This window comes from Mesorhizobium sp. WSM4850 (assembly GCF_055811735.1).
Genome location: NZ_JBVVPV010000003.1, coordinates 153,988 through 174,195, shown reverse-complemented (window position 1 = coordinate 174,195; position 20,208 = coordinate 153,988). Strand labels below are relative to the sequence as shown.

General features: G+C 62.1%; 20 protein-coding genes. 13 read left to right on the top strand and 7 right to left on the bottom strand.

Annotation, left to right across the window (positions count from 1 at the left end; all coding sequences use genetic code 11):
• Positions 1-40: 40 nt before the first annotated feature.
• The 4 genes from AC0L2Z_RS06875 to AC0L2Z_RS06860 all read right to left on the bottom strand — a co-directional run bounded on the left by AC0L2Z_RS06875 (position 41) and on the right by AC0L2Z_RS06860 (position 3,468).
• Positions 41-442, bottom strand: coding sequence for a hypothetical protein (locus AC0L2Z_RS06875; RefSeq protein WP_473627262.1), 402 nt, complete (start codon positions 440-442; stop codon positions 41-43).
• 2 nt (positions 443-444) lie between these two features.
• Complete coding sequence (locus AC0L2Z_RS06870; RefSeq protein WP_473627260.1) at positions 445-1,005, bottom strand: RNA polymerase sigma factor; 561 nt, start codon at positions 1,003-1,005, stop codon at positions 445-447.
• Positions 1,006-1,114: 109 nt separating this feature from the next.
• Positions 1,115-1,786 (bottom strand): hypothetical protein, encoded by a 672-nt coding sequence (locus AC0L2Z_RS06865; RefSeq protein WP_473627259.1) that lies wholly within the window; start codon positions 1,784-1,786, stop codon positions 1,115-1,117.
• A 107-nt stretch (positions 1,787-1,893) separates the two neighbouring features.
• Entirely contained in the window at positions 1,894-3,468 is a 1,575-nt protein-coding gene (locus AC0L2Z_RS06860; RefSeq protein WP_023798939.1) for a trimethylamine methyltransferase family protein, read from the bottom strand.
• Positions 3,469-3,739: 271 nt separating this feature from the next.
• On the opposite strand from AC0L2Z_RS06860, the gene AC0L2Z_RS06855 reads away from it, so the two are divergent.
• The gene (locus AC0L2Z_RS06855; RefSeq protein WP_095494578.1) at positions 3,740-4,438 is read left to right on the top strand and encodes a corrinoid protein; all 699 of its coding nucleotides are present in this window, start codon (positions 3,740-3,742) and stop codon (positions 4,436-4,438) included.
• Between the two features lie 129 nt (positions 4,439-4,567).
• Here the strand turns inward: AC0L2Z_RS06855 and AC0L2Z_RS06850 are convergent, their stop codons facing one another.
• Both AC0L2Z_RS06850 and AC0L2Z_RS06845 read right to left on the bottom strand, forming a co-directional pair.
• Positions 4,568-4,777, bottom strand: a complete 210-nt coding sequence (locus AC0L2Z_RS06850) for a hypothetical protein (protein WP_473627258.1) — start codon at positions 4,775-4,777, stop codon at positions 4,568-4,570.
• 286 nt (positions 4,778-5,063) lie between these two features.
• On the bottom strand, positions 5,064-5,204 hold the full coding sequence (locus tag AC0L2Z_RS06845) for an entericidin A/B family lipoprotein (protein WP_036263015.1): 141 nt from the start codon (positions 5,202-5,204) through the stop codon (positions 5,064-5,066).
• 64 nt (positions 5,205-5,268) lie between these two features.
• Between AC0L2Z_RS06845 and AC0L2Z_RS06840 the strand changes: the two genes are divergently transcribed.
• Positions 5,269-5,898, top strand: a complete 630-nt coding sequence (locus tag AC0L2Z_RS06840) for a DUF1638 domain-containing protein (RefSeq protein ID WP_287291045.1) — start codon at positions 5,269-5,271, stop codon at positions 5,896-5,898.
• Between the two features lie 4 nt (positions 5,899-5,902).
• Here AC0L2Z_RS06840 and AC0L2Z_RS06835 read toward each other — a convergent pair whose 3' ends face one another.
• Positions 5,903-6,826 carry an NAD-dependent epimerase/dehydratase family protein gene (locus AC0L2Z_RS06835; protein WP_473627257.1) on the bottom strand — a complete coding sequence of 308 codons (924 nt, stop codon included), beginning with the start codon at positions 6,824-6,826 and terminating at the stop codon, positions 5,903-5,905.
• 123 nt (positions 6,827-6,949) lie between these two features.
• On the opposite strand from AC0L2Z_RS06835, the gene AC0L2Z_RS06830 reads away from it, so the two are divergent.
• The 11 genes from AC0L2Z_RS06830 to AC0L2Z_RS06780 all read left to right on the top strand — a co-directional run bounded on the left by AC0L2Z_RS06830 (position 6,950) and on the right by AC0L2Z_RS06780 (position 20,207).
• Positions 6,950-7,522 carry a DUF4893 domain-containing protein gene (locus AC0L2Z_RS06830; RefSeq protein WP_473627255.1) on the top strand — a complete coding sequence of 191 codons (573 nt, stop codon included), beginning with the start codon at positions 6,950-6,952 and terminating at the stop codon, positions 7,520-7,522.
• Between the two features lie 399 nt (positions 7,523-7,921).
• A complete protein-coding gene (locus AC0L2Z_RS06825; protein ID WP_473627253.1) occupies positions 7,922-11,329 on the top strand; it encodes an AAA family ATPase in 3,408 nt (1,135 codons plus the stop codon).
• A 50-nt stretch (positions 11,330-11,379) separates the two neighbouring features.
• Entirely contained in the window at positions 11,380-11,916 is a 537-nt protein-coding gene (locus tag AC0L2Z_RS06820) for a nuclear transport factor 2 family protein (RefSeq protein ID WP_287180782.1), read from the top strand.
• 413 nt (positions 11,917-12,329) lie between these two features.
• Positions 12,330-13,241 carry a fatty acid desaturase gene (locus AC0L2Z_RS06815; protein ID WP_287180780.1) on the top strand — a complete coding sequence of 304 codons (912 nt, stop codon included), beginning with the start codon at positions 12,330-12,332 and terminating at the stop codon, positions 13,239-13,241.
• Positions 13,242-13,484: 243 nt separating this feature from the next.
• Positions 13,485-13,787 (top strand): virulence factor, encoded by a 303-nt coding sequence (locus AC0L2Z_RS06810; protein WP_128173850.1) that lies wholly within the window; start codon positions 13,485-13,487, stop codon positions 13,785-13,787.
• Complete coding sequence (locus AC0L2Z_RS06805) at positions 13,780-14,379, top strand: methylenetetrahydrofolate reductase C-terminal domain-containing protein (protein WP_128173851.1); 600 nt, start codon at positions 13,780-13,782, stop codon at positions 14,377-14,379. The genes AC0L2Z_RS06810 and AC0L2Z_RS06805 overlap by 8 nt, the downstream gene beginning before the upstream one ends.
• Complete coding sequence (locus AC0L2Z_RS06800) at positions 14,376-15,467, top strand: methylenetetrahydrofolate reductase (protein WP_027154501.1); 1,092 nt, start codon at positions 14,376-14,378, stop codon at positions 15,465-15,467. The genes AC0L2Z_RS06805 and AC0L2Z_RS06800 overlap by 4 nt, the downstream gene beginning before the upstream one ends.
• Positions 15,468-15,545: 78 nt before the next feature.
• Complete coding sequence (locus AC0L2Z_RS06795) at positions 15,546-16,520, top strand: methyltetrahydrofolate cobalamin methyltransferase (protein ID WP_023798928.1); 975 nt, start codon at positions 15,546-15,548, stop codon at positions 16,518-16,520.
• Complete coding sequence (locus tag AC0L2Z_RS06790) at positions 16,471-18,600, top strand: ASKHA domain-containing protein (RefSeq protein WP_473627306.1); 2,130 nt, start codon at positions 16,471-16,473, stop codon at positions 18,598-18,600. The genes AC0L2Z_RS06795 and AC0L2Z_RS06790 overlap by 50 nt, the downstream gene beginning before the upstream one ends.
• A gap of 189 nt (positions 18,601-18,789) precedes the next feature.
• Positions 18,790-18,975 (top strand): hypothetical protein, encoded by a 186-nt coding sequence (locus tag AC0L2Z_RS06785; RefSeq protein ID WP_023798926.1) that lies wholly within the window; start codon positions 18,790-18,792, stop codon positions 18,973-18,975.
• Between the two features lie 248 nt (positions 18,976-19,223).
• Positions 19,224-20,207 carry an alpha/beta hydrolase gene (locus AC0L2Z_RS06780; RefSeq protein ID WP_128166902.1) on the top strand — a complete coding sequence of 328 codons (984 nt, stop codon included), beginning with the start codon at positions 19,224-19,226 and terminating at the stop codon, positions 20,205-20,207.
• The last annotated feature ends 1 nt before the right edge of the window (position 20,208 follow it).

Below are 20,208 nucleotides of genomic sequence, written 5' to 3'. Positions count from 1 at the left end.
GCGCGGGGGGGGCGCGGGGTTTTGGGGGGGGGCCTGGGGATTACACCCGTTTTGCGCCCGGGGCGGGGGGCCGGGCCCCCCCGGCCCCCGGCGCTTTGGCCGCTGGTTTATCGGCCAGCGTTTCAGCGATCTTCTCGTCCCCACCGGAATAGAACGGCTGCTCCTGCAGCATATAGATCGTGGCGTATCCGGCGATCGGCAGGGCGACGAGCCCGGCAATGGCCGGGGTGGCGAAGAGTTTCTTTTGCATGATTTCGCTCCAGAGCTTTTGTGCTCGCTCTGTGAGACGAAGCCCTTTCGCCGTTCCTTGGGCGGCAGGTGAAGTTTTTTCGTCCAGGTCGTAAGCCCGCATGGCGGCCTCGAAGGCACGCGCCTTCGCCGCGGTACCGGGTGCCGGTGCTGCGATGTCGCGCAGCCTGGTGAGTTCGTTGTCGTCGACCATGATCACACTTCCCCGGCTGAAAGCATCAACGCCTTCAACCGTTTCTTCGCTTCATGGATGTGCCAGGAAACCGTCGTCTCCGAGATGCCCATCGCCTCGGAAGCGAGTGCGTGGCTCAGCCCTTCGCCATAGACGAGCAGCACCGCGTCGCGCTGCTTGTCCGGCAGCATCCGCACCGCCGCCCAAAGCGCCTCGGCTGGATCTTCGGGCTCGGCCGGGGCCTCTCCCGAGATCAGCTCGTAAGCCCCGTAGGCTTCGGTCTTGATTGCCTCGCGGGCGGTCTTGCGCATCATGTCGCGTGCCGCATTCAGCGTCATGGCGTAGAGCCAGGTGGTGAAGGCGCCGCTGCCATGATAATCGCGGATCGCCCGGCCGAGCCGGACGCAGACTTCCTGGGCTATATCCTCCGCGTCGGCCTTTTTCCCGCACCAGCGATAGGCGGCGCGATAGACGAAGTCATAGTGCCTTTCGAGCAATGTGCCGAAAGCCCCCCTGTCTCCGCCCTGCGCACGCCCGATCAGTTCGGCGTCGGAGGCTTCGCTTTCATCCAGCATCATCGCCATCATCTTCCTGTTGGACGAAGGCTAGTGGCGATTCCTTGGGATGATGGAAAGATTTTTTGCAGGGCGGTCGCAATTACGGTGTTCAAGTTTCGTTCGGCATTCGGCGATGCTACAGACCCGCGAACGCCGCCATGTGGAAGGCTTGAACCTGTGGCGGATAGCGATAGGCCGCGCCGTCGGGACAGGCATTGCGGTCGAGACAGCCGCCGGTTCGGCACGGCGCGCCGTTGTGCCCACGCACATGCGCCAGACAGGCCTTGTGCGCAAAACCATCCGCAGAATAGGCATCGACCGGACAGGATTTCAGGCAGGGTTTGTCGACACATGCATCGCAAAGGTGAACCACTTCGCGAGTTTCCCCAAACGCAATCTCGTCCTCGAACAGCAGCGCGCCGCGATAGGCGTGCCACAGCCCGTATTGCGGATGCATGAGGATGCCGAGCGGCGACGGTTTCAGACCCTCCGCCTGCATCGCCCATTGCTGGAACGGCAGATAAGGCGTGTCGGACGGCGACACGGCGCGCGCGCCGAATTTCTTCGCCACTGCGCCGATCACTTCGCGCGACCATGCATCGAGCGGATCCGCAACAGTTTGCGATTGGCCTTCCCGCCAGCGCAGAAAATGCGGCCACGGCGCGGCGCCCGCCTGCCCCACCAGCAGGACGGATCTGGCGGCAGCGCCGGAGAGACCGGAGGGTGTTTCCTCACCGCCTGCAAAATTGAAGCCGCCGCGCAGGATGAGGCCGTGGGCGGAAAGCGCCGCCGCTATATCTTCGACCATGCTGCGCTCAAGGATCATCCCTTGCTGTCCGGCTCGGAGAAGGCGCTCCGCCAGACTTCCTTGTGGATGATGTTGGCGACTTTAGCCCCGCCTGACTCGGGCTCCTTTCAGGTGAAGGCGTCGGCCATCGACGCCTTCTTGCTGGCGATGAAGTCCTTCAGCCCATCGTCGATGCCCTGATCGAGATGCGGCGCCTCGTAGCTTTCCAGCCAGCGGCGAGCGAGTTCGTTGGCGCGCTGCGGTGCCGACTTTTCGCCTTCGGCCAGCCACTGCTCGTAGGAATTGTTGTCGGCGATGCTGGAACGGTAGAATGCCGTCTGGAAATTGGCCTGGGTGTGGTCACAGCCGAGATAGTGGCTGCCCGGGCCGACCTGGCGGATGGCATCCATCGCTTGGCCGTTCTCCGACAGGTCGACGCCTTCGGAGAACTTCTGGGTCATGCCGAGCTGGTCGATGTCCATCATGAATTTTTCGTAGCAGGAAGCGAGCCCGCCCTCGAGCCAGCCGGCCGAATGCAGCACGAAATTGGTGCCGGCGAGGATCGTCGAGTTCAGCGTGTTGGCGCTCTCATAGGCGGCCTGCGCGTCCGGGATTTTCGAGGCGCAGAGCGAGCCGCCGGTGCGGAACGGCAGGCCAAGCCGGCGCGCGAGCTGCGCTGCGCCATAGGAAACCAGTGACGGCTCCGGCGTGCCGAAGGTCGGCGCGCCCGACTGCATCGAGATCGACGAGGCGAAGGTGCCGAACAGCACCGGTGCGCCCGGCCGGATCAGCTGCGTGAACGACGCGCCAGCCAGCACTTCGGCCAGGACCTGGGTCAGCGTGCCGGCGACCGTCACCGGGCTCATCGCGCCGGCGAGGATGAACGGCGTGACGATACAGGCCTGGTTGTGGCGCGAATAGACTTTCAGCGCCCCCAGCATGGTCTCGTCGAACACCATCGGCGAATTGGCGTTGATCAGGCTGGTCAGCACCGTGTTGTTCTCGACGAAATCGTCGCCGAACACGATCTTGGCCATCGCCACCGTGTCTTCGGCGCGCTCCGGCGCGGTGACCGAGCCCATGAACGGCTTGTCCGAATATTTGATGTGGCTGTAGATCATGTCGAGATGGCGCTTGTTGACAGGCACGTCGACCGGCTCGCACACCGTGCCGCCCGAATGGTGGATCGACGGTGCCATATAGGCGAGCTTCACGAAATTCCGGAAATCCTCGATCGTCGCATAGCGCCTGACGCCGTCGAGGTCGCGCACGAAGGGCGGGCCGTAGACCGGTGCGAAGACCGTGGCGTTGCCGCCGATCTGCACCGAACGTTCGGCATTGCGGGCATGCTGGGTATAGACGGACGGCGCCGTCTTCAGAAGTGAGCGGCAGAGCCCCTTGGGAAAGTGCACGCGCTCGCCTTTGACGTCGGCGCCGGCCTCTTTCCACAGCTGCAGCGCCTCGGCGTCGTCGCGAAAGATGATGCCGATCTCTTCGAGCACCGTGTCGGTGTTCTTCTCGATCAGCGTCAGCCCTTCCTCGTCCAGCACCTCATAGACGTTGATCTTGCGCTTGATGTAGGTGAGTTGGGTGCCGGGGCCGCCACCCGAGCGCGCCGCCCGTCGGGCAGCGGCACCACCACTGGCGGCGCGTCCGCGCCGCGCGTTTGACGCTTCCTGATCGACCGGCGCGTTCTCACTCATGATCGTTCTTCCCTGGCTTTTGTTCTGGCACAATTATTATTGCCGCATATCGCGGCTTCTGGCCGGATCGTAGTCATGCACCCTATTCGAAACGGCCCGCCAGCGCCAACGCCTGTCGCAAAATCGACAAGAATTCCAATAGATCTGCAGTCGCTTTCCTTTTGCGGGAAGTCGCAAATCAGCTATGGACGCTGGCCTGTAGCGGGTTAGGTATTGACGTGATATTTGAGGCCCCGCAATTGCATCTGTGCGGCAAGGAGCTGGATTAAAAATGGCCGACGACGAGATCATCCTTTCCGAGCTTTCCGACGACGAACTCGTCCAGCAGATGCACGATGACCTTTATGACGGGCTGAAGGAAGAGATCGAGGAAGGCACCAATATCCTGCTCGAGCGCGGCTGGGCGCCTTACAAGGTGCTGACCGAGGCACTGGTCGAAGGCATGCGCATCGTCGGCGAGGATTTTCGCGACGGCATCCTGTTCGTGCCGGAAGTGCTGTTGTCGGCCAACGCGATGAAGGCGGGCATGTTCATCCTGCGTCCGCTGCTTGTCGCCACCGGCGCGCCGAAGCAGGGCAAGATGGTGATCGGCACCGTCAAGGGCGACATCCACGACATCGGCAAGAACCTTGTCGGCATGATGATGGAAGGCGCCGGCTTCGACGTCATCGACCTCGGCATCAACAATGCGGTGGAAAAATACCTCGACGCCATCGAACAGCACCAGCCTGACATCATCGGCATGTCGGCGCTGCTGACGACGACCATGCCCTACATGAAGGTCGTCATCGACACGATGAAGGAAAAGGGAATCCGCGACGACTACGTCGTGCTGGTCGGCGGTGCCCCGCTCAACGAGGAATTCGGCAAAGCCGTCGGCGCCGACGCCTATTGCCGCGACGCAGCCGTGGCAGTCGAGACCGCCAAGGATTTTATGAAGCGCAAGCACAACGTCCGCGCTTCGGCCTGAACTGACGAGGAGAACACAAGAGCATAAGTACGGAGCCCGTACCTATGCTCTTGCAGACGAGGCGCCGCGTAGCGCCGGCATGTCAAGTCTTCAACAAGCAACAGCGTTCCGCGTAGCGGCTTGTATCGCCTATTCAGACTCTTTCGCCTCTTCCTTTTTCAGGATCGGCGTGTCGGCGGTTGTATTCGCGACGCTTGCGACTGTGGTTTGCTGATCTACGCTTGCAGCTTTGGTTTGCTGCTCTACGGAAGCCGTCGTGTTGTTGTGGCCGACACATTCCGCTGCGGCGCCGGACGCCGAAAGGCCCAGAGCGGCGACAACTAAGAGAGCGGTCTTCATTCTATGCTCCTAGCTTCGTTGTTGAGGTACAGGGAAAGATTACCGGCATGTCCCCCCATTCGAAAAGTCAACTTTTCGTGCCTGCCCCAGCGAACCCCCACCTGACGAAACAATTGCAATAGGCGGACACCACGGCCGCTTCGACCTCACTTCGGCGAATTCGGCATGGACCATAAACCGAGCCAAGCCTTGCAACGCGACTTTGTTGTTCCCAGATGTTACAATGACTTAACGCGCATCGCTTGAACTTTCTCGATAGCGATGCGCCTTGTTGATATCCGCGGGATCAGGGATTTTGGACCGTATCCTCGACCGCGTTGGCTGTCGATTTGACATCCCTGCCGACGCCGCGGACGGTGTTGGCGCAGGCCGAAAGAGCCAGGGCGCAAGCGAGGATGGCGATCGGCGCAATGCGTAGCGGTTTCATGAATGGTATCTCCCTCAACAGATAGATTCGTGGGACAGCAACGAAAATCGGTTAGACTGGTTCCATGAGCATTGCGAGAAAACTACAACCCGATCAAGGTGACAGGCTGCTTGTCATCGCCTGCGGGATGATTGCGCGCGAAGTTCTGGCCGTTAAGGAGCAGCTGGGGCTCGACCATCTCGACCTGACCTGCCTGCCGGCGGAGTTCCATTTCTACCCGGACCGCATCGCGCCGGCCATGGACAAGGCAATCGAGAAGGCCAAGGCGGACGGCTACACCAATATTTTCGTCGGCTATGCCGATTGCGGCACCGGCGGCCTGCTCGACCGCGTCTGCGAGAAGCATGGGGTCGAGCGCATGGCCGGTCCGCATTGCTTTGCCTTCTACCAGGGCATGGAAGCCTATGCGAAAATCGCCGACGACGACATGATGTCGTTCTACATGACCGATTTCCTGTGCCGGCAGTTCGATGCCTTCTTCATGAAGCCGCTCGGCCTCGATCGGCATCCGGAGCTCATCAAGGACTATTTCGGCAATTACCAGAAGCTGGTCTACATCGCCCAGACTGACGATCCGGAACTCGACAAGGTAGCGGAGAAGGCCGCGGAAATGCTCGGCCTCGCCTATGAGCGCCGCTCGACCGGCTATGGCGACCTGACGAAGGAGCTGGCCAGCGCCGCCGGACACGGCTGACCGTTCAGGCCGCTCCTTCTTCCGCTGCTAGCCCGGCGAGCACAGCGGCAAAGCTCGTCTTGCAGACGAAGCCCAGCCTGTCCCGCGCCCGCGAGGCGTCATAGACACGGTCGATCGAGGGAAACATCGTCCAGCCCTTTCGCGCGTAGAGCGCCGGAAATTCCGGAAAATAGCGGGCGACGACGGGCGGCGCGTCAGCGATCAATGCCTCGCAATCATCAGGCCGGAACGGCGTGGGCGCCGAGACGATGAAGATATCGAAGCCCAGTCGCGGCGCCTTCTCCAGCGCCGCGACATGGGCCTCGGCGGCATCTTCCACGGTCAGTCGGCGGAACAACAGCTCATTGGCCTTGGTGTTGGCGTCCGACTGCTCGATCGCATGCGCCATGTCGTCTGCCTCGGGAAAGAACCGGGCGGTGCGCAGCACGATCACCAGCAGTCCGGACTGGATGTGATAGAGGCGGCAAAGATGTTCGGCCGAAAGCTTGGTTACGCCGTAGATGTTGCGCGGCTCGGGCGCCATGTCTTCCGTCAGCCAGGCGGCCTTGCGCGCACCGCCGGTGAGGCCGGCGCGTATGGCTTTCGAGATCATCAGCGAGGTCGTCGACGTGAAGACGAAGCGCTGAACGCCTGATAACACCGCCGCGTCGAGCAGGTTCAGGGTGCCGCGCACATTCGTCTCGATGAAATCCTCATTACGTTGGTGTTCGATGTCAGGCTTGTGCAGCGCGCCGCTGTGGACGATCGCCTCGATGCGGTTTTCCCCGACCGTCCGCATCACCAGATCACGGTCGGCGACCGAGCCGATCATTTGCGTTTGCGCCGACGGGACCGGATCCAGCCCGATGACGTCATGGCCAAGCGCCCGCAGGCGCGGCGCGAGCGCGCTGCCCAGCCAGCCTGACGACCCCGTAAGCAAGATCCGCATCGGCAAAACCACGAGTTTTAAGCTGACCGCTGTTAAGCACGGATGACAGGCCGCCGCGAACCGGTAAGTTGTATGCCAAACGAGAAAACACGCTGTTCCAGCCGTCGACCGGGAAACGCACCGATGATCGCTCGCCTCCTGATTGCCGCAGGCGTTTTCTGCTTCGCCCTGCCCGCGCTCGCCGATGGCGAGGTGCAGAAGCTGATCACGCCCGCCGATAAGGTGCGGCTCGACAAATATGACGAGACGCGCAAGGCAGCCCTTGATGAAGCCAGGGCCGGCGACGACGCCGAGGTCAAGCAGCTCGACGCCTTGCTGGCAAAGCCGCTGGTCGCGTTTTCCGGCAAGGACCTGGCCGGCAGCTGGCAGTGCCGCACCATCAAGGCCGGCGGACTGAGCCCGCTCGTCATCTATGGCTGGTTCAAGTGCAAGGTGAGCGACGATGGTTCAGGCTGGATGCTGGAAAAATGCACCGGTTCGCAACGCACCAAGGGCCGTTTCTTCGACGACGGCGAAAAGCGCGCGATCTATCTCGGCTCCTTCTTTGTCAACAACGATCCCGCAAAACCCTATGGCAGCGGCCCGCAAAGCGACCAGGTCGGCTATGCCTTTCGCAACAGCGCCAACGAATGGCGCATCGAGTTCCCGGCCCCCTATCACGAATCGAAGCTCGACATCCTTGAGCTCAGGCGCTGAGCCCGCTGTCCTGAGGCCGATCACAGGGTTAACCCGGCGGTCCAAGCGAACCCACGCGCTAGTGGTGAAGTCCTGACGCTTGGTACACACGTAGAAGGACGCGAGACGACCCCTTGCGGACCATCCCTGATGAGAGGTCAAGGGAACGTCGTGACCCTTTCGCGACCTTGGCGCGGGCGTGGTTTAAGGACAGCTGTGGGGATCTGCCGTTCGTTCCAGCGATCTGAAATTCGGCAGGGTTCAAAGACCGGACGGTTGATCCGCCTACCTCGCTAACACGCCGGCCGCTAGAAGCCCGTCGGCCACAACTTCCATGACGTTGCATAGGACCCCAGTTGTGTAAGACTGCCGGACTGTTGCCGAAGGAGCCCTCCGGCGTCTCCACCGCGGAAGTGGGACATGGACATTGAGGAGTGGCTGCGCAGCTTAGGGCTGCAGCAATACGGCACGGCCTTTCGTGAGAACAACGTCGAGGCCGAAGTGCTCCTGCGGCTGACGGCCGAGGATCTCAAGGACATCGGCGTCAGTTCGGTAGGGCACCGCCGGAAGCTTCTGGAGGCTATTGCCGAGCTGCGGGAAAGTTCCTCTGCAATCTCAGCTGAAGGTGTCAAAGCCTTGACTCAAGTCGCCGAACTTGCGTCGGCACCGGCGTCCCCAACCGGTGCCGAGCGGCGGCAACTGACCGTGATGTTCGCTGATCTGGTCGGCTCCACCGCGATTTCGGCTCGGGTCGATCCCGAGGAGATGAGTGAGATCATCCGAGGCTACCAGAATTGTTGCGCAGGCGAGATTACCCGCTTCGAGGGACACATTGCGAAATTCATGGGCGATGGTGTGCTGGCATATTTCGGCTGGCCACGAGCGCATGAAGATGATGCCGAGCGGGCGGTGCGCGCAGGCTTGGCGGTTGCCAGTTCAGTGGCGCAACTGCGGGCGCCGGATGGCAAGCCGCTTGCGGGCCGGGTGGGGATCGCGACGGGTCTCGTGGTGGTCGGTGAGCTTGTCGGCGACAAGGAAGCGCGCGAGCGGGCGGTGGTCGGCGAGACGCCGACCTTGGCCTCGCGACTGCAGGACTTGGCCCGGCCGGGCAGCGTAATTGTCGCCGAGAGCACAAGACATCTGCTGGGCGATCTGTTCGAGTTGGAGGATCTGGGACCACAGGTTCTGAAGGGCTTCGAGACGGCCTTGAAAGCCTATTCCGTCAGAGGCGAGGGCCGGGCCGAAAGCCGCTTCGAGGCATTCCACACCGGCGCGCTGACGAAGCTCGTTGGCCGCGAGCAGGAGCTGGCTCTGCTTCTGGAACGCTGGTCGCGGGCGGAGGAAGGTGAAGGACAGGTGATCCTCCTCTCCGGGGAGCCGGGGATTGGCAAGTCGCGCATTGTGCGCGCCTTGCGCGAGCACTTGGCCAACGAATCGTACATCCCGCTCAGCAATTACTGCTCGCCGTACCACACCAACAGTGCGCTTTATCCGGTGGTCGGACTTTTGGAGCGGGCGGCGCATTTTGACCGTGATGACTTCGCCGAGATGAAGCTCGATAAACTTGAAACTCTGCTCGCTCGGGGCGGCGAGCAGGACCGGGAGGCGGCGCAAGTACTGGCCGCTCTGCTTGCGATCCCAACCGAAACACGCTACCCGCCAATCGATCTGCCGCCACAGCGCATCAAGCAACGCACGCTGGAAATCTTGGTCGAGCAGCTCGCCGGCCTAGCCAAGCAGAAGCCTGTGTTGGCCGTATACGAGGATGTGCATTGGATCGACCCTTCCACACTAGAGCTGCTGGGCCTGGTAATTGAGCGGGTCCAGCGTCTGCCGGCACTGGTTCTGATCACCTTCCGGCCGGAATTCAGCCCACCCTGGACCAGCCATGCCCATGTGACCCAGCTCTCGCTTTCTCGTCTCACGCGACGGCACGGCGCAGCCGTGGCTCTCCGCGTCACCGGCGGCAAGGCGCTACCGCGCGAGGTTCTGGACCAGATCATGGCGCGAACTGACGGGGTTCCGCTATTCGTTGAGGAACTGACCAAGACAGTCCTGGAGTCAGGCCTTTTGCGGGACGTCGGCAATCATTTCGAGTTGACCGGAACTCTCCCGCCGCTGGCGATCCCGGCTACGCTGCACGACTCGCTAATGGCTCGCCTCGATCACCTGGCGCCGGTCAAGGAGGTGGCGCAGATCGGGGCTGTAATCGGCCGCGAATTCTCGCACGATCTGCTGGCCGCCGTGGCGCCGCACGACGAAGGCAAACTGCAGGACGCTTTGGCCCAGCTCTGCAGGTCCGAGCTGATCTATTGCCGCGGTGCGCCGCCGGAAGCGACCTACAGCTTCAAGCATGCGCTTGTGCAGGATGCGGCGTATTCCAGCCTTCTTAAAACTCGGCGGCAGCAGATGCACGCGCGCATCGCCGCGGCTCTCGAAGAGCGTGTGGCAGCGGGTTCCGAGGCTTTGCCGGAGATCATTGCCCATCACTGCACCGAGGCAGGCCTTATCGAGCGGGCAGTCAGCTACTGGTGGCAAGCCGCGCAATCGGCGATCCAGCGCTCTGCAATTTTGGAGTCGATCGCGCACCTGGAAAATGGGCTAAGACTTGTCCGCACGCTACCTGACACTCAGGAGCGCGTCCGCCTGGAGCTGGATATGCAGGTGGCGTTGGGCACCGCCTTTATGGCGGCCAAAGGTTGGTCGTCGCCGGCCACCGCAGCGGCGTTCGCGCGAGCCGAGGAGTTATGCGAGCGAGTGGACGACATCACTCTGCGCAGCGTGGCCGATTACGGCCGGTATCTCGTCTACCTCCTGCGTGGTCAACTCGATGCTGCGCTGGCAACGACGACATCGATGCTGCGCAGGGCCGAATGCGACTGCGATCGGGCCACAATCATGATCGCACACCGGTGCGTCGGCATCACGTCGGTGCACCGGGGAGATTTTGATGCCGGACGCAAGCATATGGAGGCGTCGTTGGCGCTGTACGATCCGAACGAGCACGCTCCGCTTGCCTATCGATTCGCCTATGATCCCCGTATCGCAAACCTTTGCTATATCGCCCACGCGCTGCTGCACCTCGGTTATCCCGATCAAGCATTCGAGAAATACACCGAGTTGTTACAGGCTATAAGACACCACCGGCACAGCCCATCCGCGGCGTTCGGCCTGTTCCAATCGGCCCTGTTTTGCACTTATTCGAGAGATCTCGGCGCGTATAAGCGCGACAGCAACTTTGGTGCGGATGAGGCCATTGTCGATGAACTGATCTCAATCAGTACGGAGCACGGTTTCTCACTTTGGCGTACAGCAGGGGTCATTCTCAAGGGTTGGGTTCTGATCCAGGCGGGTGAGTCGGATAGCGGTCTTGCTCAAATGCGTGACGGCATAGTCGAATGGCGTGGGCACGACGCTAAGCTTTTTGTGCCACGCTGGCTGCTCATGCTCGCCAGCGCCCTCAGCAGGCTTGGCAACCCACGCGCGGCACTCGACAGGATCGAGGAAGGGCTCGCATTGATCACCGAGACCAACGAGCGGTGGAACGAGACTGAGTTGCACCTCCGCAAGGGCGAACTGCTCCTGGACTTGAAGGCGGACGAGAAGGGCGAGGCTTCCTTCCTGCACGCGCTTACCGTGGCCCAACATCAACGCGCCAAGCTTTGGGAGCTGCGAGCCGCCACATCTCTTGCCCGACTCTGGGTCCAGGGAAACGAGCGGCAAAGGGCCCACGACCTTCTCGCACCGGTTTGCGGCTGGTTCACAGAGGGCTTCGCGACGCCGGACATCAAGGAAGCGAGGACGTTCCTCGATCTAGGAGAATCCTGATCTGCCGTTTTGGACAATCTGCTGCAGTCAACAATCTCAGGGAGGAGATGATGACGTTCCATTCACTCAGGACACGGGAAAAATTACACCCAGCTCGGATTTCGGCGGCGGTGCTGATCGCAATCACCTTGTCTGCCTTCGCGGTCGCTGCGGCGGAAGCGGCAAATGCAGCGGAAGCGGCAAAGAAATTCTTCGACGCTTACCGCGATCGGAAGGTAGACGCCATGACCACTCTTTTTACCGAGAATGCCACGTTCGTCTACGTGCCTTTCGGTGACGCTGGTTCCGGCAATGTCCTCAAAGATGGCGTGCCGGTCTGGCGGACGCTGATCGATGCTTTCCCTGACCTGCGCAACGAGGTTAGCACAATCTGGGAGGACAAGAGCGGTGACGTTGCCTTCGTGGATGTTCACATCGGCGGAAAGCAGATTAAGGACGCGTTTGGAATCACGAACAAAGGCAAGGAGTATTGGTTGCGCCATCTGTTCATTCTGGAAACTAACGAGGAAGGCCGGATCATCAAGATCACGAGCTTTTGGGACAACGCTACTTGGTACACTCAGCTCGGCAAGACCAGCCTAGAGTGATCGCGAGTCGCGCTCTATTGCGCTCGAATGAGCACATAACGACCCCGGCCGAAACGGCGCGATTCATCCAACCCCAGGAAGCCGCGCCGGGTCGCTCGTCCCGAAGTAGCGCGTCAAGTCCAATCACGATTTCGCAAGTGAGACCACGAAGGTCTTGATATGGCGCTGCCTGTGCGTTCCAATCGGCGACACGGAAGGCAGTTAACCGCCCATCGATGCAATTCGATTTGGGTATCAACCGTCAGATTTTCACGACTAGCACTATGTCTTTGCGGGCGCCGCGCCGCGGCCTGCCTTGGAAACAATGGTACCATCCGACGATCTGGGTCTATTTCTGGACCGGCGCAAAAACCGGCGTCTGGCAACGAGCGCCGATTTACCGGACGGCGCCCTGGCGATAAGCTTGCGCCGTTATGAGCGAAATCGACCACCGCACCATCATCGCCAGCCTTTCGGTCCATGATCGTCGCGACCTCACCGCCAAACTGGACAGGCCTGGCATTGTCCGGCTGGCCGTTCACGGCGGGCTGGTTGTCGTGCTGGGTGCGCTGATCGCCGCCCGCATCCCGTTCTGGCCGGTTCTCGTGCTGCCGCAGGGGATCCTGATCGTCTTTTTCTTCACGCTGTTGCACGAGACGATCCACGAAACCGCCTTCAGGACGCCGTGGCTCAATCGCGCCATCGCCGCCGTGACCGGCTTCCTGATCCTGCTGCCGCCGGCATGGTTCCGTTATTTCCATTTCGCGCACCATCGCCACACGCACGATCCGGACAACGACCCCGAACTGATGGCTCCGAAACCGGAGACCATCGGCCAGTATGTGCGCTATCTCTCCGGGATCCCCTATTGGAGCGGCATGGCGCGCGTGATCGTCGTCAACGCCGCCGGCCGCAACCGCGACGGCTTCGTGCCGGACAAGGGCCGCGACAAGGTGATTTCGCAAGCGCGTTGGTTTCTGATCGCCTATGCGATGCTGCTGGCAGCCTCCCTGGCCGTGCAGTCAGCGCTGCTGTTGTGGGTCTGGATTGTGCCGGTGCTCGTCGGTCAGCCGTTTTTGCGGGCCTATCTGCTGGCCGAGCACGCGCTCTGCCCGCATGTCGCCAACATGCTCGAAAACACACGCACCACCTTTACCACAAGCCTGGTACGCTTCATGGCGTGGAACATGCCTTACCACTCCGAGCACCATTCTTATCCGGCCGTTCCCTTTCACCGCCTGCCGCGTTTCCACCAAATTGTCGCCGAGCATCTACGCACGACCGAGCGAGGCTATGTCCGCTTCCACAGGAAGCTTGTCGGCAGCTTCGATCGTCGCGCCGGCTGATCAAAACCAGGCCAAGCATCGAATATTTTCGCGTTTCCGTTGCGGCTGCCAATTGCGTCGCTTTTGAATGCGCGCGCGTCGTCCCATAACAAGCAGCCCGACAGCGCTTCCGGCAATGCTCGCACTCACTACAGCGCCGCGCGTCCTATTGGACGCGCAATGGACGCTGTAGCACTTTAAGTCGGCGCATGATCCTTTCCAAAATCGATGCCGATTTTCGGGGTCATGCGCGAGGAGTAGGAAATGGCCGATCTGATCGTCGTCTACTGGCGCGACATCCCCGCCCAGGTCATCGTCAAGAAGGGCCGGCAGAACGCCAAGCGCGAACTGCCGCTGCGCTTTACCGAGGCGATCGACATGTGCGCGATGCGCACCGGCGCCGGCGGCACCGACGACTACCTTGCCGAATGGCGCAAGGCCGACCCCATGCCGGTCAGCGACGATCTTGAAGGCGAGGCGGAAAAAGCCTTTCAGGACATCGACGCGAAATACGACCGCGAGCGGCTGGTCGCTCTGGTCAAGGCGGGCGGAAAAGAAGATGTCTGAAACCACCCCGGCGATTACCCAGGCCACTCTGGTCAAGAAGGCAGCGCCGAAATCCGACTACAAGCCGGCCGACGTGTCGCCGCAGCGGCGCGTGCAGCGCTCCTTCGCGGTCAGGCTGTGGTCCGTCCGCCACTCGCGACTGCTCGAATGGTTCTACGCCAGGTTCTCCGACATGTTTTTGCTCCTCCATCCGCTGTGGAAGCGCATCGGTTACGGCCACGTCGAAGGTCCGATCAAATTCGTCGAAAAACGCGTCAAGGGTTTTATGTTCGACTGCCGAATGTGCGGCCAGTGCGTCCTTTCTTCGACCGGCATGTCGTGCCCGATGAATTGCCCCAAGCAATTGCGCAACGGCCCTTGCGGCGGTGTGCGCGCCAACGGCAATTGCGAGGTCGAGCCTGATATGCCGTGCGTCTGGGTCAAGGCCTGGGAAGGTTCACGCAACATGGTGCATGGCGACAAGATCCTCGACGTGCAGAAGCCGGTCGACCAGTCGCTGCGCGAGACCTCGGCATGGCTGCGGGTGACCGCACAGGCCGCCGCCGCCCGCGAAGCCGCGCGCAACGTTCCAAAACCTGGGGCACCGGCATGATCGGCCGCCAGCCCGACGAGAACCCGGCCGGCATCCATCTGCCGCTCGACCCCCTGCCCGGCCACACCTCGCGCGGCCGGCTGGAGCGCGTCCTGAGGCGCGGCGAATTCGCGGTGACCACCGAGCTCAACCCGCCCGACAGCGCCGATCCGGAAGACGTCTACAACCGCGCCAAAATCTTCGACGGCTGGGTCGACGCCATCAACGCCGTCGACGCCTCGGGCGCCAACTGCCACATGTCGTCGGTCGGCATCTGTGCGCTGCTGACCCGCATGGGTTATGCCCCGATCATGCAGATCGCCTGCCGCGACAGGAACCGCATCGCCATCCAGGGCGACGTGCTGGGCGGGGCGGCGATGGGCGTCGCCAACATGCTGTGCCTGACTGGCGACGGCGTGCAGGCCGGAGACCAGCCAGGCGCCAAGCCGGTATTCGATCTCGACTGCATGTCACTGCTGGAAACCTGCCGCATCATGCGCGACAACGGCAAGTTCCTGTCCGGCCGCAAGCTGACGACGCCGCCGCAGCTTTTCCTCGGCGCGGCGATCAACCCTTTCGCGCCGCCGATCGATTTCCGCCCCTACCGGCTGGGCAAGAAAATCGCCGCCGGCGCGCAATTCGTGCAGAGCCAGTACTGCTTCGACGTGCCGATGTTCCGCACCTACATGCAGCAGGTCCGCGATCTCGGTTTTACGGAAAAATGCTTCATCCTGTGCGGCGTCGGACCGCTGGCCTCGGCCAAGACCGCCAAATGGATCCGCTCAAACGTGCCGGGCATTCATATCCCCGATTCGATCGTCAAGCGGCTGGAAGGCGCCCAGGACCAGAAGAAGGAAGGCAAGCAGCTCTGCATCGATATCATCAACGAGGTGAAAGAAATTCCCGGCGTCTGCGGCGTCCATGTGATGGCCTATCGCCAAGAGGAATATGTCGCCGAGATTGTCGATGAATCGGGCGTGCTGAAGGGGCGCCAGCCCTGGAAACGCGAAATCCGCCGCGACGATCAGCTCGTCGCCGACCGGCTCGACCACATTTTGCACGACGAGATCACCGAAACGCAGGTCGACATGGTCAAGACCGCGCATTGATGGCGCGGACGCCACCATTCGCTTGATCGAAAACAGAAACGATATAAAGAAGTCTTTATATCACGAGGGAGAGATTGCATGACCCGGACGATCGTCGCCTCGGCGACACGAGAAATCATCATCGGCTTCGACCAGCCCTTCTGCGTGATCGGTGAGCGCATCAATCCAACCGGGCGCAAGAAGCTCGCGGCCGAGATGATCGCAGGCAATTTCGATACCGTCATCAGGGACGCGCTGGAACAGGCCGCCTGCGGCGCGACCATGCTCGACGTCAATGCCGGCGTCACCTCGGTCAACCCGAACGAGACAGAACCCGGCCTGCTGGTGCAGACGCTGGAGATCGTGCAGGGGCTGGTCGACCTGCCGCTGTCGATCGACAGTTCGGTGACCGCGGCGATCGAGGCGGCGCTCAGGGTCGCCAAGGGCCGGCCGCTGGTCAACTCCGTCACCGGCGAGGAAGAAAAGCTCGAAGCCATCCTGCCGCTGGTCAAGAAATACAATGTCCCGGTGGTTGCCATCTCCAACGACGAGACAGGCATTTCGATGGATCCGGATGTGCGCTTCGCCGTCGCCAAGAAGATCGTCGAGCGCTGCGCCGATTTCGGCATTCCGGCGCATGACGTGGTCGTCGACCCGCTGGTCATGCCGATCGGCGCGCTCGGCGACGCCGGCCGCCAGGTCTTTGCCCTGCTGCGCCGGCTGCGTGAAGAGCTCAAGGTCAACACCACCTGCGGCCTGTCAAACATCTCGTTCGGCCTGCCGCACCGCCACGGCATCAACGCCGCCTTCATCCCGATGGTGATCGGCGCCGGCATGACCTCGGCGATCATGAACCCGGTGCGGCCGCAGGAGATGGAAGCGGTGCGCGGCGCCAATGTGCTGAACGGCACCGACGAGAACTGCACCAACTGGATCAGGACCTACAAGGACTACAAGCCGGCCGAAGGCGGCCAAGCGATCGCGGCGCCCACGCAGGTCAATGCGCCGGGCGAAGGCAATGGCAATGGCGGTCGCCGGCGCGGGGGTCGTGAAGCCCGTATGGCCCGAGGATAAGCGCGCAATCGTGAACTCTCCTGCCAACATCACCGATCCACTCGTGCTGTTCATGCCGTCCGGCAAGCGCGGGCGGTTTCCGGTCGGCACGCCGGTGCTCGATGCCGCACGCCAGCTCGGCGTCTATGTCGAGAGCGTGTGCGGTGGACGCGCCACCTGCGGGCGCTGCCAGGTCGAGGTGCAGGAAGGCAATTTCGCCAAGCACAAGATCGTCTCTTCCAACGACCACATCTCGCCCAAGGGCGCCAAGGAGGAACGCTACGAACGCGTGCGCGGCCTTCCCGAACGGCGCCGCCTGTCCTGCTCGGCGCAGATCCTGGGCGATCTCGTCGTGGATGTGCCGCAGGACACGGTCATCAACGCCCAGACCATTCGCAAGGATGCCGACACCAGGGTCATTGCCCGCGATTCGGCAATCCACATGTGCTATGTCGAGATCGAAGAGCCCGACATGCACAATCCATCAGGCGATCTCGATCGCCTGAAGATCGCGCTGATGAAGGACTGGGGGCTCAACAGCCTCGATTTCGATTTCCATCTGCTGCCGCAGGTGCAAGTCATCCTGCGCAAAGGCAACTGGACCGCGACCGCCGCCATCCACAAGGATGCCGACAGCGAGACCGCTCGGGTCATCTCGTTGTGGCCCGGCCTCAAGAACGAGGCCTACGGGCTTGCCTGCGATATCGGCTCGACCACCATCGCCATGCATCTGGTGTCGCTGCTGTCGGGCCGCGTCGCCGCCTCGTCAGGCACGTCGAACCCGCAGATCCGCTTCGGCGAGGATCTGATGAGCCGCGTTTCCTATGTGATGATGAACCCGGACGGCCGCGAAGGCATGACGGTCGCGGTGCGCGAGGCGATCTCGGGTCTCGTCGACAAGGTTTGCGCGGAAGGCAACGTCCAGCGCAACGACATCCTGGATTGCGTCTTCGTCGGCAATCCGATCATGCACCATCTGTTCCTCGGCATCGACCCGACCGAACTCGGCGGCGCGCCCTTCGCGCTGGCTGTCTCGGGCGCCGTGCACATCAAGGCGTCGGATATCGGCCTGAAGCTCAACCAGGGCGCCAGGCTCTACATGCTGCCTTGCATCGCCGGCCATGTCGGCGCCGACGCGGCTGCGGTGACGCTGTCGGAAGGCCCGCACCGCCAGGACGAGATGATGCTGATCGTCGATGTCGGCACCAATGCCGAGATCGTGCTCGGCAATCGCAAGCGCGTCGTGGCGGCCTCGTCGCCCACCGGTCCGGCCTTCGAGGGCGCGGAAATCTCCGGCGGCCAGCGCGCTGCGCCCGGCGCCATCGAGCGCGTCCGCATCGATCCCGACACGCTGGAGCCGAAATACCGCGTCATCGGCTCGGAACTGTGGTCCGACGAGCCCGGCTTCCTCGACAGCGTCCAGGCAACCGGCGTCACCGGCATCTGCGGCTCCGGCATCATCGAGGTGGTCGCCGAGATGTACCTGGCCGGCATCATCTCCGAGGACGGCGTCGTCGACGGTGGGCTCTGCGCCCGCTCGCCGCGCGTCACCGCCAGTGGCCGCACCTTCTCCTACGTGCTGAAGGAGGGTGAGCCGAGGATCACCATCACCCAGACCGACGTGCGCGCCATCCAGCTCGCCAAGGCAGCACTCTATGCCGGCACCAAGCTGTTGATGGAAAAGCAGCACACCGATCATGTCGACCGCATCCACTTCGCCGGCGCCTTCGGCTCCTTCATCGATCCGAAATACGCCATGGTGCTGGGACTGATCCCCGACTGCGATCTCGACAAGGTCTCGGCCGTCGGCAACGCCGCCGGTGCCGGTGCGCGCATGGCGCTGCTCAATCGCGGCTATCGCCGCGAGATCGAGGAAACGGTGAGCCGGATCGAGAAGATCGAGACGGCGCTGGAGCCGAGATTCCAGGAGCATTTCGTCTATGCCATGGCGCTGCCGAACAAGATCGACCCGTTCCCAAAACTATCGGCGGCGGTGAAGCTGCCGCCGCGCAAGACCGTGAGCGAGGACGGCATTGCCGGCGATGCCGCCCCACGGCGTCGTTCGCGCGAAGGCCACGCCGCCCGGGGCCGCCGGGGGTAGCATCCCGCTGCTAAAAGCTGCACTCACCCTCATTCTCATTTGCATGCATATGTTTCCGGATCAGCCCAAACAGAAACAAGGCGCTGTTTTCGCGAAATCCACCCGATACACACGCGGCGCATTTAACCGGCATCGAACGGCAGGCAGGAAATAACTTTCAGCCGCCGCAGCACTCCAAGGGAGATGAAGATGTCGATGTTCGAAAGCCTCGGCCGCTTTGGTACGGCCATCAAGCATGCGCACAACAGGAACAGATCGGTCCGGGCCATGAACAGCCTGCCGCCCGAAATTCAGAAGGATATCGGCTGGCCCGTGTCGCCGCGCAACGACCCGCAGGTCACCTTCTCGGCCCTGCTTTTGGGTTCGGCGCGCTGATGACCTTCGCCGACAAATGCAAGCTGCTGGCCAAGCGCCGGAACCGTCATCCGGCTCCGGCAGCAAGCGACCGTCGGCTGCGCGCCGTGCTGCTGCCCAGGCGCTGAGCGATGCTGCGCTGGCCTTGATTGCCAGCCAGATCACAGGGCCGTGTTGAGACCGCGCAAATCTTGACATTCTGGGCGAAGGCACGATCTTCGATTGCGAGGGGTTCTCTTAGTCGGCTCAGCCGAAGTCCGTGTGTCCGCATGCCCAGTATCAAAAGCCACGTCGTTTCCTTCGTGCTCAGGTATAGCCGCAAGAAAGCCTTTTCCAGCCCGGAAAACCTGCAGCGCTGGATCGCCTACGCCCGCAAGACGGAGAACCATCAGCCGCCCGCATCGCTGCATCAGCGTTTCGAGATCGCGACGCGCAGCGTGGACGGCTTTCCCGTGTACGAGATCGCGCCGAAGACCGGCGAGCGAAAGCGGATCCTCTACCTGCATGGCGGCGCCTATGTCTTTCAAATCACGTCTTATCACTGGGGACTGATCGCCGATATGGCCGACCGGCTGGGCTTCGGCATCACCGTGCCGATCTACCCCATTGCTCCCGAACACGATTTCCACGCCATGTTCGGCATGGTCGGCGAGGTCTACCGTCAGATGCTCGACGAAACGGAAGCGCAGGACATCGTCTTCATTGGCGATTCCGCCGGCGGCAACATGGCCGTGGTGCTGACCATGATGGCCGCGGAAGCCGACCTGCCATTGCCGTCGCGCCATGTGCTGATTTCGCCCGGGCTCGATCTGTCGCTCGCCAACCCCGAAGTGTTCGAGGCGGAACGCTACGATCCGTGGCTGGGAATTCCTGGCGGGCTGGAGGCAGTCCGGCTCTACAGTGCCGGCATAGATCCCAGCGACTGGCGCATCAGTCCGCTTTACGGTGACCTCTCGGTGTTGCCGAAAACGCTGCTTTTGACCGGTTCGCGCGACATGCTGACCCCCGACAATCTGATCTTCGCGCAAAAGGCCCGTGCCGCCGGTGTCGCGATAGAGGTTGTGCACGAGCAAGGCATGTTCCATGCCTGGCCGCTGATCGACATGCCAGAAGCGCGGCGCGCGCGGGACAGCATCGTGACGTTTTTAGCCAGCGACACCGAAAGCTATCATGCCAAGGCCGGCGAATTGGCACTGCAAAGGACAGGTCGTGAAGTCCCCACTCACAACCTGTCTACGCCGTCGACGTCCTGAA

Bases quoted from the DNA above. Each gene is read 5' to 3' on its own strand.
- AC0L2Z_RS06805 (WP_128173851.1), top strand. From the start codon at position 13,780: ATGTCTGAAACCACCCCGGCGATTACCCAGGCCACTCTGGTCAAGAAG.
- AC0L2Z_RS06870 (WP_473627260.1), bottom strand. From the start codon at position 1,005: ATGGCGATGATGCTGGATGAAAGCGAAGCCTCCGACGCCGAACTGATC.
- AC0L2Z_RS06785 (WP_023798926.1), top strand. From the start codon at position 18,790: ATGTCGATGTTCGAAAGCCTCGGCCGCTTTGGTACGGCCATCAAGCAT.
- AC0L2Z_RS06860 (WP_023798939.1), bottom strand. From the start codon at position 3,468: ATGAGTGAGAACGCGCCGGTCGATCAGGAAGCGTCAAACGCGCGGCGC.
- AC0L2Z_RS06850 (WP_473627258.1), bottom strand. From the start codon at position 4,777: ATGAAGACCGCTCTCTTAGTTGTCGCCGCTCTGGGCCTTTCGGCGTCC.
- AC0L2Z_RS06810 (WP_128173850.1), top strand. From the start codon at position 13,485: ATGGCCGATCTGATCGTCGTCTACTGGCGCGACATCCCCGCCCAGGTC.
- AC0L2Z_RS06795 (WP_023798928.1), top strand. From the start codon at position 15,546: ATGACCCGGACGATCGTCGCCTCGGCGACACGAGAAATCATCATCGGC.
- AC0L2Z_RS06855 (WP_095494578.1), top strand. From the start codon at position 3,740: ATGGCCGACGACGAGATCATCCTTTCCGAGCTTTCCGACGACGAACTC.
- AC0L2Z_RS06865 (WP_473627259.1), bottom strand. From the start codon at position 1,786: ATGGTCGAAGATATAGCGGCGGCGCTTTCCGCCCACGGCCTCATCCTG.
- AC0L2Z_RS06875 (WP_473627262.1), bottom strand. From the start codon at position 442: ATGGTCGACGACAACGAACTCACCAGGCTGCGCGACATCGCAGCACCG.
- AC0L2Z_RS06825 (WP_473627253.1), top strand. From the start codon at position 7,922: ATGGACATTGAGGAGTGGCTGCGCAGCTTAGGGCTGCAGCAATACGGC.
- AC0L2Z_RS06845 (WP_036263015.1), bottom strand. From the start codon at position 5,204: ATGAAACCGCTACGCATTGCGCCGATCGCCATCCTCGCTTGCGCCCTG.
- AC0L2Z_RS06780 (WP_128166902.1), top strand. From the start codon at position 19,224: ATGCCCAGTATCAAAAGCCACGTCGTTTCCTTCGTGCTCAGGTATAGC.
- AC0L2Z_RS06835 (WP_473627257.1), bottom strand. From the start codon at position 6,826: ATGCGGATCTTGCTTACGGGGTCGTCAGGCTGGCTGGGCAGCGCGCTC.
- AC0L2Z_RS06820 (WP_287180782.1), top strand. From the start codon at position 11,380: ATGACGTTCCATTCACTCAGGACACGGGAAAAATTACACCCAGCTCGG.
- AC0L2Z_RS06815 (WP_287180780.1), top strand. From the start codon at position 12,330: ATGAGCGAAATCGACCACCGCACCATCATCGCCAGCCTTTCGGTCCAT.
- AC0L2Z_RS06790 (WP_473627306.1), top strand. From the start codon at position 16,471: ATGGCGGTCGCCGGCGCGGGGGTCGTGAAGCCCGTATGGCCCGAGGAT.
- AC0L2Z_RS06830 (WP_473627255.1), top strand. From the start codon at position 6,950: ATGATCGCTCGCCTCCTGATTGCCGCAGGCGTTTTCTGCTTCGCCCTG.
- AC0L2Z_RS06800 (WP_027154501.1), top strand. From the start codon at position 14,376: ATGATCGGCCGCCAGCCCGACGAGAACCCGGCCGGCATCCATCTGCCG.
- AC0L2Z_RS06840 (WP_287291045.1), top strand. From the start codon at position 5,269: ATGAGCATTGCGAGAAAACTACAACCCGATCAAGGTGACAGGCTGCTT.